This window comes from Variovorax sp. J2L1-78 (genome assembly GCF_030317205.1).
GTDB classification, from domain to species: Bacteria; Pseudomonadota; Gammaproteobacteria; order Burkholderiales; family Burkholderiaceae_C; genus Variovorax; species Variovorax arabinosiphilus.
This window is the reverse complement of the sequence record NZ_JASZYB010000001.1, coordinates 289,803-303,324: the sequence shown is the minus strand read 5'-3', so window position 1 is coordinate 303,324 and position 13,522 is coordinate 289,803. Positions and strand designations below refer to the sequence as shown.

At 68.5% G+C, this 13,522-nt stretch carries 14 protein-coding genes, 1 tRNA gene, 1 pseudogene and 1 riboswitch; of the genes and pseudogenes, 12 read left to right on the top strand and 4 right to left on the bottom strand.

The features are described 5' to 3' along the window. Positions 1–40 precede the first annotated feature (40 nt). The 5 genes from QTH86_RS01495 to QTH86_RS01475 all read left to right on the top strand — a co-directional run bounded on the left by QTH86_RS01495 (position 41) and on the right by QTH86_RS01475 (position 4,401). Positions 41–661, top strand: a complete 621-nt coding sequence (locus QTH86_RS01495) for a phosphoadenosine phosphosulfate reductase domain-containing protein (RefSeq protein ID WP_286646431.1) — start codon at positions 41–43, stop codon at positions 659–661. A gap of 10 nt (positions 662–671) precedes the next feature. Beyond that, positions 672–1,622 (top strand): sulfate adenylyltransferase subunit CysD, encoded by a 951-nt coding sequence (gene cysD, locus QTH86_RS01490; RefSeq protein WP_286646432.1) that lies wholly within the window; start codon positions 672–674, stop codon positions 1,620–1,622. Then, positions 1,622–2,944 carry a sulfate adenylyltransferase subunit 1 gene (locus QTH86_RS01485; RefSeq protein WP_286646433.1) on the top strand — a complete coding sequence of 441 codons (1,323 nt, stop codon included), beginning with the start codon at positions 1,622–1,624 and terminating at the stop codon, positions 2,942–2,944. Before cysD ends, QTH86_RS01485 begins: the two co-directional genes overlap by 1 nt. Positions 2,945–3,028: 84 nt before the next feature. Beyond that, a complete protein-coding gene (gene fdxA / locus QTH86_RS01480; RefSeq protein ID WP_286646434.1) occupies positions 3,029–3,358 on the top strand; it encodes a ferredoxin FdxA in 330 nt (109 codons plus the stop codon). An 8-nt stretch (positions 3,359–3,366) separates the two neighbouring features. Then, positions 3,367–4,401 (top strand): NAD(P)/FAD-dependent oxidoreductase, encoded by a 1,035-nt coding sequence (locus tag QTH86_RS01475; RefSeq protein WP_286646435.1) that lies wholly within the window; start codon positions 3,367–3,369, stop codon positions 4,399–4,401. On the opposite strand, the gene QTH86_RS01470 is transcribed toward QTH86_RS01475, so the two are convergent. Together QTH86_RS01470 and thiD are read right to left on the bottom strand one after the other, a co-directional pair. After that, complete coding sequence (locus QTH86_RS01470; protein ID WP_286646436.1) at positions 4,398–5,381, bottom strand: NAD(P)H-quinone oxidoreductase; 984 nt, start codon at positions 5,379–5,381, stop codon at positions 4,398–4,400. The genes QTH86_RS01475 and QTH86_RS01470 overlap by 4 nt on opposite strands. 99 nt (positions 5,382–5,480) lie before the next feature. Continuing rightward, a riboswitch (TPP riboswitch) is annotated at positions 5,481–5,583 on the top strand. Between the two features lie 96 nt (positions 5,584–5,679). Beyond that, positions 5,680–6,537 carry a bifunctional hydroxymethylpyrimidine kinase/phosphomethylpyrimidine kinase gene (gene thiD / locus QTH86_RS01465; protein WP_286646437.1) on the bottom strand — a complete coding sequence of 286 codons (858 nt, stop codon included), beginning with the start codon at positions 6,535–6,537 and terminating at the stop codon, positions 5,680–5,682. Positions 6,538–6,584: 47 nt separating this feature from the next. Here thiD and QTH86_RS01460 point away from each other — a divergent pair, with 47 nt between their 5' ends. From QTH86_RS01460 to QTH86_RS01430, 7 genes are all read left to right on the top strand, one after another. Beyond that, positions 6,585–7,682, top strand: coding sequence for an FAD-dependent oxidoreductase (locus QTH86_RS01460; RefSeq protein ID WP_286646438.1), 1,098 nt, complete (start codon positions 6,585–6,587; stop codon positions 7,680–7,682). Beyond that, on the top strand, positions 7,670–7,867 hold the full coding sequence (gene thiS, locus QTH86_RS01455) for a sulfur carrier protein ThiS (protein WP_286646439.1): 198 nt from the start codon (positions 7,670–7,672) through the stop codon (positions 7,865–7,867). The genes QTH86_RS01460 and thiS overlap by 13 nt, the downstream gene beginning before the upstream one ends. A gap of 3 nt (positions 7,868–7,870) precedes the next feature. Further along, the gene (locus tag QTH86_RS01450) at positions 7,871–8,689 is read left to right on the top strand and encodes a thiazole synthase (protein ID WP_286646440.1); all 819 of its coding nucleotides are present in this window, start codon (positions 7,871–7,873) and stop codon (positions 8,687–8,689) included. Then, positions 8,686–9,597, top strand: a complete 912-nt coding sequence (locus QTH86_RS01445) for a thiamine phosphate synthase (protein ID WP_286646441.1) — start codon at positions 8,686–8,688, stop codon at positions 9,595–9,597. The genes QTH86_RS01450 and QTH86_RS01445 overlap by 4 nt, the downstream gene beginning before the upstream one ends. A gap of 35 nt (positions 9,598–9,632) precedes the next feature. Continuing rightward, positions 9,633–11,765, top strand: a complete 2,133-nt coding sequence (locus tag QTH86_RS01440; protein ID WP_353505989.1) for a TonB-dependent siderophore receptor — start codon at positions 9,633–9,635, stop codon at positions 11,763–11,765. Positions 11,766–11,833: 68 nt separating this feature from the next. Next, positions 11,834–11,909, top strand: a tRNA-Asn gene (locus QTH86_RS01435). Between the two features lie 168 nt (positions 11,910–12,077). Next, positions 12,078–12,353 carry a thermonuclease family protein gene (locus QTH86_RS01430; protein ID WP_444813780.1) on the top strand — a complete coding sequence of 92 codons (276 nt, stop codon included), beginning with the start codon at positions 12,078–12,080 and terminating at the stop codon, positions 12,351–12,353. Here the strand turns inward: QTH86_RS01430 and QTH86_RS01425 are convergent. Both QTH86_RS01425 and QTH86_RS01420 read right to left on the bottom strand, forming a co-directional pair. Then, positions 12,350–12,985: pseudogene (locus QTH86_RS01425) on the bottom strand (terminase large subunit domain-containing protein); the annotation flags it as partial. The gene QTH86_RS01430 and the pseudogene QTH86_RS01425 sit on opposite strands and share 4 nt — an antisense overlap. Continuing rightward, positions 12,960–13,505 carry a helix-turn-helix domain-containing protein gene (locus QTH86_RS01420; protein ID WP_286646443.1) on the bottom strand — a complete coding sequence of 182 codons (546 nt, stop codon included), beginning with the start codon at positions 13,503–13,505 and terminating at the stop codon, positions 12,960–12,962. The gene QTH86_RS01420 and the pseudogene QTH86_RS01425, both read right to left, overlap by 26 nt. Positions 13,506–13,522: the final 17 nt, after the last annotated feature.

Genomic DNA, 13,522 nt, shown 5'->3' with positions numbered 1-13,522 from the left:
GCTCCCTACAGTTCGGGCTCCCCACGGAAAACTTCGCCCCATGCGCATCGATCTCGCACACGTCAACACCGAACTGGGCCGCAATGCCAGCGGCTTGGTCGACTGGGCCATCGGCCTCGGCCAGCCCGCGATCATCACCACCAACTTCCGCCCCTTCGAGGCCGTGATCCTGCACATGGTCACGCGCGCCAAGCCGGACGTGCCGGTCGTGTGGATGGACAACGGCTACAACACCGAGGCCACCTACCGCTTCGCCGACGAAGTGACGAAGCAGCTCGGGCTGGACCTGCACATCTACCTGCCGCGCCGCTCGCGGGCGCACCGCGAAGCGGTCGACGGCCCCACGCCGGCGCTCGACGACCCGCGCCATGCGGCCTTCACGGAAGAGGTGAAGCTGGAGCCCTTCGCCCGCGCCTTGCGCGAGACGGCGCCGAAGGTGTGGTTCACCGCGCTGCGCGCCACCGACACGGCCGTGCGCGCGCAGATGGACCCGGTCAGCCTCAACCCCGACGGCCTGATCAAGGTCGCGCCGCTGCTGCACTGGTCGTCGAAAGACCTCTACGACTACTGCGAGGCGCACGGCCTGCCCAACAACTTCGATTACGTGGACCCGACCAAGGGCGAAGACAACCGCGAATGCGGCTTGCACCTGTCGCACTGAGGACCCTCCGATGAACGCCCGCACCGACTCCGAACTGCTGCAACCGATGCACTCTCCCGCGCAACTGTCCAACACGCACCTCGACGCACTCGAGGAAGAAGCGATCTTCATCCTGCGCGAAGTCGCCGCCGCCTTCGAGCGCCCGACGCTGCTGTTCTCGGGCGGCAAGGATTCGCTGGTGCTGCTCAAGTGCGCCGAGAAGGCCTTCGGCGCGGGGCGTATCCCGTACCCGCTGCTGATGATCGACACCGGCCACAACTTCCCCGAAGTGACCGACTTCCGCGACTTCCGCGCCAAGGAGCTGGGCGCCGAGTTGGTCGTGCGCAGCGTCGAGGATTCGATGGCGCGCGGCACGGTGCGGCTGGCGCACCCGGGCGAGTCGCGCAATGCGCACCAGTCGGTCACGCTGCTCGAAGCCATCGAGGAATTCCGCTTCGACGCGCTCATCGGCGGTGCCCGCCGCGACGAGGAAAAGGCGCGCGCCAAGGAACGCATCTTTTCGCACCGCGACGCCTTCGGCCAATGGCAACCGAAAGACCAGCGCCCCGAACTCTGGACGCTGTTCAACACGCGTCTGGCACCGGGCGAGCATTTCCGTGTGTTTCCCATCTCGAACTGGACCGAGCTCGACGTGTGGCAATACATCGAACGCGAGAACGTCGCGCTGCCTTCGATCTACTACACGCACAAGCGGGAAGTGGTCGAGCGCCGCGGCCTGCTGGTGCCGGTAACGCCGCTGACCCCGGCGCGCGACGGCGAGACGGTGCAGACGCGTGACGTGCGCTTCCGCACCGTGGGCGACATCACCACGACCTGCCCGGTCGCCAGCCTCGCGGCCGATGCCGGCGACGTGGTGCTGGAGACGCTGAGCGTCGACGTGAGCGAGCGCGGCGCGACGCGCATGGACGACATGACTTCGGAAGCTTCGATGGAGAAGCGCAAGAAAGACGGGTACTTCTGATGACCGCCACCACCCTTGAATCCACCATCGCCGCCGACACCGGCGCAGCCCTGCGCTTCATCACCTGCGGCTCGGTCGACGACGGCAAGAGCACGCTGATCGGTCGTCTGCTGGTCGACAGCAAGACCGTGCTGCAGGACCAGCTGGCCGGCGTACAGCGCGGCGGCGAAACCGACCTGGCGCTGCTGACCGACGGTCTCTCGGCCGAGCGCGAGCAGGGCATCACCATCGACGTGGCCTACCGCTATTTCGCGACCGCCAAGCGCAAGTTCATCATCGGCGACGCGCCGGGCCACGAGCAATACACGCGCAACATGGTCACGGCGGCATCGAGCGCCGACGCGGCCGTCGTGCTGGTCGACGCGACCAAGCTGGGCTGGGCGGCCGAGGTGACCGACGGCGAAGTCGTGAAGGGTGAGCTGCTCGCCCAGACGCGCCGCCACACGCTGCTGTGCCATCTGCTGCGCGTGCAGTCGATCGTGTTCGCGGTCAACAAGCTCGACGCCATCACGGATGCCGAGCTGGCCTTCGAACGCATCTCGAACGCGCTGAACGCCTTCGCTGCGAGCGCGGGCGTGCAGGTCGCCGCCATCGTGCCGATCTCTGCCCTCAAGGGCTGGAACGTCGTGTCGGCCCACGAAGGTTGGTGCGGCTACCAGGGCCCCGCCCTGCTCGACCTGCTCGAAGGCCTGCCGGTGACCGCGCAGGACGAGGCTGTGCCCTTCGCCTTCCCGGTGCAGTGGGTGGAGAAGTTCTCGTCGTCGTCGGACACCTCGCAGGGCCGACGCGTGTTCTGGGGTCGCGTCGCCAGCGGCCATGTCGAGCCCGGCCAGCAGGTCACCGTCATGCCGAGCGGCCAGAGCGCGACGGTGGCGCAGGTGCTGGGCCACACGCGCCAGTCGAAGACGGTGCATGCCGGCCACAGCGCCGGCATCGTGCTCGATCGCGAACTCGACGTATCCCGCGGCGACTGGCTGCTGGCGCCAGGCGCCTTCACGCCGGTGCGCGAGATCACCGCCACGGTCGCCTGGCTCGACGACGAGCCGCTGGTGCCCGGCCGCGTCTACTGGGCGCTGCAGGGCCACCGCTGGGTCAAGGCCAAGGTGGCGCGCATCGTCGACCGGGTCGACATCGCCACGCTCGAAGCCCGGCCGGCCGACCAGCTGGAAGCCAACGCGATCGGCGACGTAGTGCTGGCGCTGCAGCAGCCGCTGGCGGTGCTGCCCTTCACGCGCTCGCGCACGCTGGGATCGCTGGTGCTGGTCGACACGGCCACCCACAAGACCGCGGCCGCGGTGCTGGTTCGACCGGCCGCCGCCTGACGCCTCCCGCGAACCTTTAAAATGCGGGGTTTCCCCCGATTTCACTACGCCGACACCCGGCGGCACAGGCCGGCACAGACTCTCATGACCCACGTCGTTTCCGAAAACTGCATCCGCTGCAAATACACCGATTGCGTCGACGTGTGTCCCGTGGACTGCTTCCGCGAAGGTCCCAACATGCTGGTGATCGATCCGGACGAATGCATCGACTGCGCCGTCTGCATCCCCGAATGCCCGGCCAACGCCATCTTTGCCGAAGAAGACCTGCCGGCCGACCAGCTCGCCTTCATCAAGCTGAATGCAGAACTGGCCCTGGCCGACGGCTGGAAGAGCATCACCAAGCGCAAGCCGCCGCTGCCGGACGCCGACGACTGGAAAGACAAGCCCAACAAGATCTCGGAACTGGTGAAGTAAGCCCTCCGATGTCGGCGCGCCCACCGATCGAGACCGACGCGCTGATCATCGGCGCCGGGCCGGTCGGGCTGTTCCAGGCCTTCCAGCTCGGCCTGCTCGAGATCTCCTGCCACATCGTCGACGCCCTGCCCCACGCGGGCGGCCAGTGCGTCGAGCTGTACGGCGACAAACCCCTCTACGACATCCCCGGCACGCCGGCCACGACCGGCCGCGGCCTCGTCGATTCGCTGCTGCTGCAGGTCGCGCCATTCAAGCCCGTGATGCATCTGGGCCAGCGCGTCGAGACACTGGCGCGCGAGCCCGACGGGCGCTGGCGCCTGTCGACCGACCACGCCACCGAATTCCTCGCGAAGACCGTCATCATTGCGGCCGGCGTCGGCGCCTTCGTGCCACGCCGCCTGGCCATCGAGGGCGTCGAGGCGTTCGAGGGCTCGACGCTTTTCTATCACCCCGACACCCTCGACCGCTTCGCGGGCCGGACGGTCGTGGTGAACGGCGGGGATGACTCGGCGCTCGACACCGCCCTGGCACTGGTCGGCCAGGCCGCCCATGTGACGCTGCTGCACCGGCGCGATGGCTTCCAGGCCGATCCGGCCAAGGTCGCGGCACTGCGTGCGCACATCGGGGACGGCACGCTCAGCTTCGTCGTCGGCCAGCCGTCGGGATTCGACGGCAGCGAGCTGGAAGTCACGCTGCCCGACACGCGCATCGTGTCGCGCTCGATCGACGCCTTCATCGCCTGCCTCGGCATCTCGCCGCGGCTCGGCCCGATCGCCGACTGGGGGCTCGAACTCGAGCGCAAGCAGGTGCCGGTCGACACCGAGAAGTTCGAGACGCGCGCGCCCGGTGTCTTCGCGGTCGGCGACATCAACACCTACCCGGGCAAGAAGAAGCTGATCGTCTGCGGCTTCCACGAGGCCACGCTGGCCGCCTGGGGCGCCGCCGCCCTGGTGTTCCCCGGCAAGGCGATCCACCTGCAGTACACGACGACCAGCACACGCCTGCACCAACTGCTGGGCGTGGGTGGCTACGCGGGCGGTTAAGGCACCGACAGCACGATCTTCCCGACGCTGAGGCCGGACTCCATGCGCCGGTGTGCGTCGGCCGCCTGCGCCAGCGGCCACACCGTGTCGATCACCGGCTGCAGTTCACCCGAGCCGAACTGCGCCAGCCAGCGCTGCGCGAAGCGCCGCGTCATCGCCTGCTTCACGGCCGGCGTGCGCGACTTCATCACCGTGCCCATGATCTGCAGATGACCGAAGAGCAGGCGGTCGATCGGCATGCTCGCGCCCGCCGTGCCGCCCATCACGCCGACCTGCACCAGCCGCCCACCGTCGGCCAGCGCGCGCACATTGCGCTCGAAGTAAGGCGCGCCGACGAAATCGATCACGACATCGACGCCGCGCCCGCCGGTTTCGGCCGCGACGACCTCCGCGAAGTCCTGCGCGCGGTGGTCGATGCCGACGTCGGCGCCGAACGCGCGCACACGGTCGAGCTTGTCGCCGCTGGCGCTCGCGAACACCTGGGCGCCGATCGCATGGGCCAGCTGCACCGCCGCCGAGCCGACGCCACCCGCCGCCGCGTGGATCAGCACGCGCTCGCCGGCCTCGAGCCGGCCCAGGTGCACCAGGGCCTCGTGCGCGGTCACGAACACCTCGGGCACGGCGGCCGCCTGCACATCGTCGAGGCCATGCGGCACCTGCACCGCCATGCGGTGGTCGATGCGCGCGATCTCGGCGTACGCGCCGCCGCCCACGATGCCCATCACGCGGTCGCCCAGCGCAAAGCCGGACACGTTCGCGCCCATCGCGATCACCTCGCCGGCGATCTCGAGGCCCATCAGTGTCGAGTCGCCGAAGTCCGCGCGGCCATAGGCACCCCGGCGCTGGTTCAGGTCGGCACGGTTGACGCCCACCGCGCGGTTGCGCACCAGCAAATCGTCGGGGCGGAGCACGGGCTCGGGAACATCGGTCAGTTGCAGAACGTCGGCCGTGCCGAAATCGTCGAAGGTGATGGCTTTCATGCAGAGATCAGGAATCGGGATGAGGCGCGTGAGCCTACCCAAGACGCGCGACCTGCGCCGGTGTGACTAGAATCACCCTCGCTGCGCGCAACCCGCGCAGCGATCCGCTAGGGGTGCCGACGCACGCGAGTGCAACGGCTGAGAGAGTCCCTTTGAACCTGATTGAGGTAATCCTCGCGCAGGGAAGCCGGCCCGACACGCCGCAATGCCGCACCGCCGATCGGTCGCGTCGCTTGTGCTTTCGGGCCATGCCCACCTGCCAAACACTTTGCATGGAGCAAATGGATGGCACACATGATCACTGCGGCAGCCGATGCGTCGGCACCGGCGCGAAGCCGTGGTTGAGCGGGCCGTGCCCGCCACCGGTCTGGACGTCGACGCCCGCCGCGATCGCGCCGAGCACGTAGCGGCGCGCCAGGCCCACGGCGTCGGGCAACGCATGGCCCAGCGCGAGTTGCGCGGCGATGGCCGACGAGAGCGTGCAGCCGGTGCCGTGCAGGTTGCGGCTGGCGATGCGTGCCGAGGCGTAGCGATGGCGCGCCCCGCCCTGCTGCCCGAGCAGGTCGACCAGGTCGTCGCCCGGCAGATGCCCACCCTTGAGCAACACGCCACGCATGCCTTGCATCAACAGGGCGTCGACTGCACGGTCGAGCGCATCGATGTCGCCGATGCCGTGGCCGATCAGCCATGCCGCCTCGTCGAGGTTCGGGGTCACCAGCACCGCGCGCGGGAACAGCAGCGTCACCATCAGGGCCACGGTCTCCGATGCGATCAAGCGGGTGCCGCTGGTCGCGACCATCACCGGGTCGAGCACGACGTTCGGCAGGTGGTAGTGCTCGATGGCCCAGGCGACCACCTCGACGCTTTCGGGCGTCGGCAGCATGCCGAGCTTGACCGCGTCGACGCCGATGTCCTCCACCACCGCCCCGATCTGCGCCTTCAGGAACGTGGGCGGCACGGCATGGATGCCGGTAACGCCGCGCGTGTTCTGCGCGGTGAGCGCGGTGATGGCCGTCATGCCGTAGCAGCCGAGTGCCGCGAAGGTCTTGAGGTCGGCCTGGATGCCGGCACCGCCACCGCTGTCGGAGCCGGCGATGGAAAGCACGCGGGCATAGCGCTGCGTCGGTGGCGCGTCGGTGGCGGGCAGGTTCGTCATCTCGAAAATTATGGGCGATGGGTGCGATGCACCGTCGCGGCGACGCGATGAGCTCCTTGCCTTTCGACGCGGCAACCGTGCTCGGCGCCGGCCTGATGGGCCGCCTGATGGCGCTCGGCCTGGCGCGCGCCGGGTGCCAGGTCGCCGTGTTCGACGCGGGTGGCCCGGAGGCCGAGGGCGCCGCCGCGCGCGTGGCCGCCGCGATGCTCGCGCCGCTGGCCGAATCCGCCGTGGCACCCGCGTCGGTGGTGCGCATGGGCCATCACGCCCTCGCACGCTGGCCCGCGCTGCTGCAGTCGCTCGACACGCCGGTCTTCTTCCAGCGCGAGGGCACGCTGGTGCTGTGGCACCGGCAGGACGCGGCCGAAGCGGCGCGCCTGGCGCGCGTGCTCGAACACACCGGCGAACAGGTACCCGCACTGCCGGCGATGCAGCGCGTCGACGCCGATCGCATCACGGCGTTGGAACCGTCGCTGGGCACCCGCTTCGCGCAGGGCCTGTTCCTGCCGGACGAAGGCCAGCTCGACAACCGCGCGCTGCTCGATGCACTGCGCTCTGCATTGGAAGCGATGCCGAACGTGCGCATGCACTGGCATGACGCCCGCTCGCTCGACGACTTTTCGCCCGCACCGAACGAACGCGTGATCGACTGCCGGGGCCTTGGCGCCCGCAATCAATGGCCATCGCTGCGTGGCGTGCGCGGCGAGGTGATCCGGGTGCACGCGCCCGAGGTCGCCCTCACGCGGCCGGTGCGGCTGGTGCACCCGCGCTACCCGCTCTACATCGCGCCCAAGCCCGATGGCGTGTTCGTCATCGGCGCCACCGAGATCGAGTCGGCCGACCTGTCACCGGCCAGCGTGCGCTCGACGCTCGAACTGCTGAGCGCGGCCTATGCGGTGCACAGCGGTTTCGCCGAAGCACGCATCCTGGAGATCGCGACGCAGTGCCGGCCAACGCTGCCCGACAACCTGCCGGCCCTGCGCCAACCGCGCCCGCGCGTGCTGCAGATCAACGGCCTGTACCGGCACGGCTTTCTGGTGGCGCCCGCGATGCTGGACATGGCGATGGAACTGCTGGCCACCGGGCACTCGGCACTGGCCGAGCGCTTCGACCTGCCGATGGAGGCCATGGCATGCACGTGCTGATCAACGACACGCCGCACACCTTGCCCGAGCCGGCCACGGTGGCCGATGCGCTCGTCGCGATGAACGCCGTGCCGCCCTATGCGGTGGCGGTGAACCGCGAATTCGTGCCGCGCTCGGCCTATGCCGCGCACGCGCTGAAGAACGACGACCGGCTCGAAGTCATTCGCCCGGTGACTGGAGGCTAGCCCATGCACGCATCGACATCCGACGACCCGCTGGTGCTCTACGGCCAGACCTTCCCCAGCCGCCTGCTGTTGGGCACGGCGCGTTACCCGTCGCCCGACGTGCTCGAGGCCGCGGTGCGGTGCGCGCGGCCAGCCATGCTCACGGCATCGCTTCGCCGGCAGACCGCGGTGCCCGGCACCGGCGGCCATGACGACAACGGCTTCTGGCACATGCTCAGACAACTCGGCGTGCCGGTGCTGCCCAACACCGCCGGCTGCCACGGGGTACAGGAAGTCATCGCCACCGCGCAGATGGCGCGCGAGCTGTTCGACACGCCGTGGATCAAGCTCGAGCTCATCGGCGACGACTACACGCTGCAGCCCGACACGCTGAACCTGGTCGACGCCGCCGCGCAGCTCATCCGCGACGGCTTCCTCGTGCTGCCCTACTGCACCGACGACCTGGTGCTGTGCCAGCGCCTGGTCGACGTCGGCTGCCAGGCCGTCATGCCCTGGGCCGCGCCCATCGGCACCGGCCGGGGTCCCGTCAACCCGTACGCGCTGCAACTGCTGCGTGAACGACTCGACGCGCCCTTGCTGGTCGACGCCGGCCTCGGCCTGCCCTCGCACGCCTGCCAGGTGATGGAGTGGGGCTACGACGGCGTGCTGCTCAACACCGCCGTCGCGCTGGCGCAGGACCCTGTCTCGATGGCCGGCGCCTTCGCCGATGCGGTGCGGGCCGGCCGCAATGCACACCGTGCGGGTGCGATGGCCGCGCAGGCCTGCGCGCAACCCAGCACGCCGGTCCTCGGCACGCCCTTCTGGCACCACGACACCGCATGAACGACACCACCCCCACCGCCGCCGAGATCGTCGCCGCGCATGCCGCGCGCTTCGGCACGGTCACACCACCACCGGTCGGCTTTCGCTCCGCGCATCCGGTGTACCGCGCCGCCAAGCAGGCCTGCATGGCGCTCGGCTTCATCGACGCCGATGCCGAATGCCTGGCCTGCGCCTGGCATGCGCAGACCGTACGCACCGGCCGCTTCGACGCCCGGGCCTGGCCCGATTCGCCCGCGGACTTCGGCATGGGCCGCTTCCCGCCCAGCGCGCGCAGCGATGCCTTCGCGCCCTGCCCCGAACAGCTCGGCCTTTATGCCGTGCTCCCCGACGCCGCATGGGTCGGTCGCATGGCACGCGCTGGTGTGCCGACGGTGCAGTTGCGCTTCAAGTCGACCGACGCTGCTGCGATCGACCGCGAAGTCGCCGCTGCGGTGGAGGCCGTGCAAGGCACCGGCGCGCGGCTCTTCATCAATGACCACTGGCAGGCTGCCATCGCCGCCCGCGCCTACGGCGTGCACCTCGGGCAGGAAGACCTCGATGCGCTCGCATCCGACGACCTGCGGCGCATCCACACGGCCGGCCTGCGGCTGGGCGTCAGCACGCACGGCTATGCGGAGATGGTGCGTGCCGACATGGTGAGCCCGAGCTACATCGCGATGGGGGCCGTCTTCCCGACCACGCTCAAGCGGATGGCGACGGCGCCCCAAGGCATTGCCCGTCTGCACGCCTACGCGCGCCTGCTGCGCGGCTATCCGCGGGTCGCGATCGGCGGGATCGATGCCGAGCGGCTGCCGGCCGTGCTCGCGACCGGCGTCGGCTCGGTCGCGATGGTGCGTGCACTGATCGCCGCCGACAACCCCGAGGCGATGGCCGCACGACTAACCGCCGCCGTTGCCGCTGCGCACTGAATCCGATGACTTCTTTCCCTGCTCCCACCCGCCCCATGCACACCCCTCGCCCCACCTCCGTCGCCCTGGCCGTCGCGGCTGCCCTGCTCTCGATGACGGGTGCCGTCGCGCACGCCCAGGAGGCCACGCTGCCGTCCGTCACCGTCGACGCGCGCAGCACCCCGCCGCAGGCCGACATCAGCGGCTTCGGCGACCTGCCGCTGAAGGACGTGCCGATTTCCGCCACCGTGATCGACAGCCAGCAACTGCAGGCCAGCGGCGCGCGTCGACTCGCCGACCTCACGCAGTTCGATCCGTCGGTGACCGACGCGTACAACTCGGCCGGCTACTGGGACTATCTGACGGTGCGCGGCTTCGTGCTGGACAACCGCTTCAACTACCGGCGCGAGGGCCTGCCGATCAGCGCCGAGACGGCGATCCCGCTCGACAACAAGGAGCGCGTCGAGATCCTGCGTGGCACCAGCGGCATCCAGGCCGGCACCAGCGCGCCCGGCGGCCTGGTCAACTACGTGGTCAAGCGACCGACCGAGCAGAACCTGCGCAAGGTGCGCACCGAGGTGTCGGGCCGTGGCAGCGTGCTCGGTGCGGTCGACCTGGGCGGGCGCTTCGGCGAGGACCGCCAGTTCGGCTACCGACTGAACGTCGCGGCCGAGGACCTCAAGCCGCGCACCTATTCGCTCGACGGCGAGCGCCACCTGTTCTCGCTGGCAGCCGACTGGCGCATCACCCGCGACTCGGTGTTCGAGGCCGAGATCGAGTACAGCAAGAAGCGCCAGCCCAGCCAGAACGGCTTCAGCCTGCTCGGCAACACGCTGCCGGCGCCGGTCGACCCGCGCATCAACCTCAACAACCAGCCGTGGTCGCAGCCCTCGGTGTTCGAAGGGCTGACCGGCACGCTGCGCTTCACGCAGGCGATCAACAGCGACTGGCGCTGGAGCGCGCAGGTCGGCCAGCAGCGGCTCAAGAGCGACGACCGGCTCGCCTACGCCTCCGGCTGCGGCGCCGAAGGCAACTATGACCGCTACTGTTCGGACGGCACCTTCGACTTCTACGATTTCCGCAGCGAGGACGAGCGCCGCACACAGACCGCGGGCAACCTCAGCCTCAAGGGCAACGTGATGACCGGCAGCGTGCGGCACGACCTGACGGTGGGCCTGCTGGCGAGCCGCGTGCGCAACCGCTTCCAGGACCAAGCCTACAGGCCGGTCGGCATCGGCAATGTGTGGGGTACCGCGATCGTGCCGGCCGATCCGACACCAATCATCCCCAACACCGACCGCGACGAGCGCTCCACGGAGCTGTCGCTGCAGGACGCAATCCGCTGGAACGACCGCTTCACCAGCTGGCTCGGCGTGCGGCATACGCGGCTCAATCGCGACGGCGTGCGCACCGACGGCTCCGAGCCCACGGGCTACAAAGACGGCATCACCACGCCTTGGGTGGCCGTGAGCTATGCACTGCAACCGGGTCTCATGGCCTACGCGAGCTGGGGCGAAGGCGTGGAGTCGCAGGTCGTGCCGAACAACGTCGGCTACGCCAACGCGGGCCAGGGCCTGCCCGCGCTCGTGTCTCGCCAGCGCGAGGTGGGCTTGAAGGGGAGCAAGGGCGCGCTGAACTGGCAGGCAGCACTGTTCGCCATCACACGGCCGGTGACCGACATCGACACCTGCGGCAACCCGGCTGCGCCGTGTACCGCCGGCTTCGATGGCGAAGCCGAGCATCGCGGCCTGGAGCTGAACGGCGACTGGCGCGACGGCCCCTGGCGTCTGGCAGCCGGCATGACGCTGATCGATGCGAAGCGCTCTGGCAGCGCCGATGCGTCGGTCAACGGCCAGCGCCCGACCAACGTACCGCGGCAAGTGCTTCGGGCGCAAGCCGCCTACCGCATCGCCGCAGTCCCCGGCCTCGAACTGCAAGGCCAGATGTCGCACGAAGGCCGCCGCAATGTCCTGCCGGATGGATCGATCACCTTGCCTTCATGGACGCGCTTCGATGCGGCGCTGCGCTACGACACGAAGATCGGTGGCGTCGCGACGCAGTGGACCTTCGGCATCGAGAACCTCGCCGACAAGCGGTACTGGAAGGAATCGCCCTACCAGTACGGTCACGTGTACCTCTTTCCCGGCGCGCCGCGGACCTTGCGGCTTGCCGTCACGGCAGCGTTGTGAAAACTTTGCAACGCGACAACCGCCCTCTTCAAAAGAGCCAAAAAACCACGCTATAATCTGAGGCTTGTTCCTCGATAGCTCAGTTGGTAGAGCGCCGGACTGTTAATCCGTAGGTCCCTGGTTCGAGCCCAGGTCGAGGAGCCAAAATTAACCCCCGTGGTTCTTGGAAGCCCCGCTACTCAAAAGGTAGCGGGGCTTTTACTTTTGGCGGGCGATATTGGAAGGAATATTGGAGACTTCCAATATCCAGTGTTCTACGGCAGCGTGACATCGTTCGCGCAGGCCTCGTCGAAGCAGCGCACACAATCCTGCATGTCGTTGATTTGCCGCACCACGCTGGCCCTCCTGCTCCTCCCCCTCGGCGCCAGCGCCGCGCCGCGCATCTGTCTCGTCGTCGGCATCGTTGACGGTGACACCCTCACCGCGCGCTGCGGGCAGGCCGGCGCCTACGAGCAAGTAAAGGTGCGCCTGGCCGAGATCGACGCGCCCGAGAAGAAGCAGCCGTTCGGCGAACGCAGCCGGCAGAGCCTGGCCAGTTTGTGCTTCCAGCGCGAGGCGGTGCTGCGGCCCACGACAATCGACAGGTAGCTGGCCAGCAGCGACGGGATGTAGTCGGCCGGGAGGTTCTTGGCGTTCTCGTACGTGCTGGCGTGGATCAGGCCGTACAGGCTGGCCAGCTCCGGCTTGTCGCGCACCGCCTTCACGAATTGCTGGTAGACGAACTTGAAGCCCTCGGGCGTGGTCGTCACGTCGACGCCGTTCTTCAGCCCGTCGACGCTGTAGCGCATGCGGGCGATGATCTTGCGCCAGGCCATCTCGGCCTTCAGCGCCTTCATCACGTCCAGCTCGTCGATCAGCGCCTTGCCGATCTTGAAGCCGACGATGTCACCCGGCTTCTCCATGGACCTGCACAGGATCGTGCTGCGGTACACCCCGTTCGAGTAGAGGTGGACCTCCTTGTTGCTCTCGTGGATCTCGGTCGTCAGGCCCCAGTCGAAGGCGGCTTCGTCGATGGTCGGATAGAAGATGTCCCGGATCTGCGCGTAGGTCGGCGCGAAGTACCCGCTGTTGACCTTCGGCCACTCCCATGCGTGCTGGCAGAGACCAGCGCTGCCGACCCAGGTCTTTCCGTTGCCGAAGCCGGCCACGAATGCCCGGTACTTGTGCTCCAGCGCGAGGAAGCGCGCCTGAGGCCTATTCAGCCTCGGGCTGACTTGCATCTTCGACCTGCACCACGATGCGCACAGGTGTCACCGGCGCGTCCTGGTTGGCCAGCTTCGTGAGGTCCTTGTTCGCCGCCAGCAGGTTCAGACCGATCTGGCTCGACTCGTTGGCCATCTTGCTCAGCGCCGAGATGCTGGTCAGGGTCTTCAGCGACTTCTCGGGGTTCACGTCGTCGACCTTGGCCGACTGCACATGCGCGATCCCAGCTAGGCGCCGCGCCGTGGCTGCGCCGAAGTTCGCAGCCGGCGCTAGGTGTTCCGAAATGCTGCGCAGCGAATCGGCCAGCGAGACAGCGGACAGCTGATCGGCAATGGGCAGAGCACGCAGCGCTACCTCTGTGTCGACCATCTTGTTTGCCACCTCGCGGACCGTTTCGATTCGTTTCGAAACCTGAACGCTGATGGCTGTTTTCGACACGCCGAACTCGCGGGCGAGGTCTGCGGGCTTCTCACCAGCGAGTATGCGGGTCTTAATCGCTTCCCACTGTGCAATGGAGAGTTTGGAGGGACGGCCCATCTGGTCACCTGAAATGA

What these genes read in the sequence shown, in the direction of transcription:
- QTH86_RS01495 (WP_286646431.1), top strand. Translation starts at nt 41, where the DNA reads ATGCGCATCGATCTCGCACACGTCAACACCGAACTGGGCCGCAATGCC.
- cysD (WP_286646432.1), top strand. Translation starts at nt 672, where the DNA reads ATGAACGCCCGCACCGACTCCGAACTGCTGCAACCGATGCACTCTCCC.
- QTH86_RS01485 (WP_286646433.1), top strand. Translation starts at nt 1,622, where the DNA reads ATGACCGCCACCACCCTTGAATCCACCATCGCCGCCGACACCGGCGCA.
- fdxA (WP_286646434.1), top strand. Translation starts at nt 3,029, where the DNA reads ATGACCCACGTCGTTTCCGAAAACTGCATCCGCTGCAAATACACCGAT.
- QTH86_RS01475 (WP_286646435.1), top strand. Translation starts at nt 3,367, where the DNA reads ATGTCGGCGCGCCCACCGATCGAGACCGACGCGCTGATCATCGGCGCC.
- QTH86_RS01470 (WP_286646436.1), bottom strand. Translation starts at nt 5,381, where the DNA reads ATGAAAGCCATCACCTTCGACGATTTCGGCACGGCCGACGTTCTGCAA.
- thiD (WP_286646437.1), bottom strand. Translation starts at nt 6,537, where the DNA reads ATGACGAACCTGCCCGCCACCGACGCGCCACCGACGCAGCGCTATGCC.
- QTH86_RS01460 (WP_286646438.1), top strand. Translation starts at nt 6,585, where the DNA reads ATGAGCTCCTTGCCTTTCGACGCGGCAACCGTGCTCGGCGCCGGCCTG.
- thiS (WP_286646439.1), top strand. Translation starts at nt 7,670, where the DNA reads ATGCACGTGCTGATCAACGACACGCCGCACACCTTGCCCGAGCCGGCC.
- QTH86_RS01450 (WP_286646440.1), top strand. Translation starts at nt 7,871, where the DNA reads ATGCACGCATCGACATCCGACGACCCGCTGGTGCTCTACGGCCAGACC.
- QTH86_RS01445 (WP_286646441.1), top strand. Translation starts at nt 8,686, where the DNA reads ATGAACGACACCACCCCCACCGCCGCCGAGATCGTCGCCGCGCATGCC.
- QTH86_RS01440 (WP_353505989.1), top strand. Translation starts at nt 9,633, where the DNA reads ATGCACACCCCTCGCCCCACCTCCGTCGCCCTGGCCGTCGCGGCTGCC.
- QTH86_RS01430 (WP_444813780.1), top strand. Translation starts at nt 12,078, where the DNA reads ATGTCGTTGATTTGCCGCACCACGCTGGCCCTCCTGCTCCTCCCCCTC.
- QTH86_RS01420 (WP_286646443.1), bottom strand. Translation starts at nt 13,505, where the DNA reads ATGGGCCGTCCCTCCAAACTCTCCATTGCACAGTGGGAAGCGATTAAG.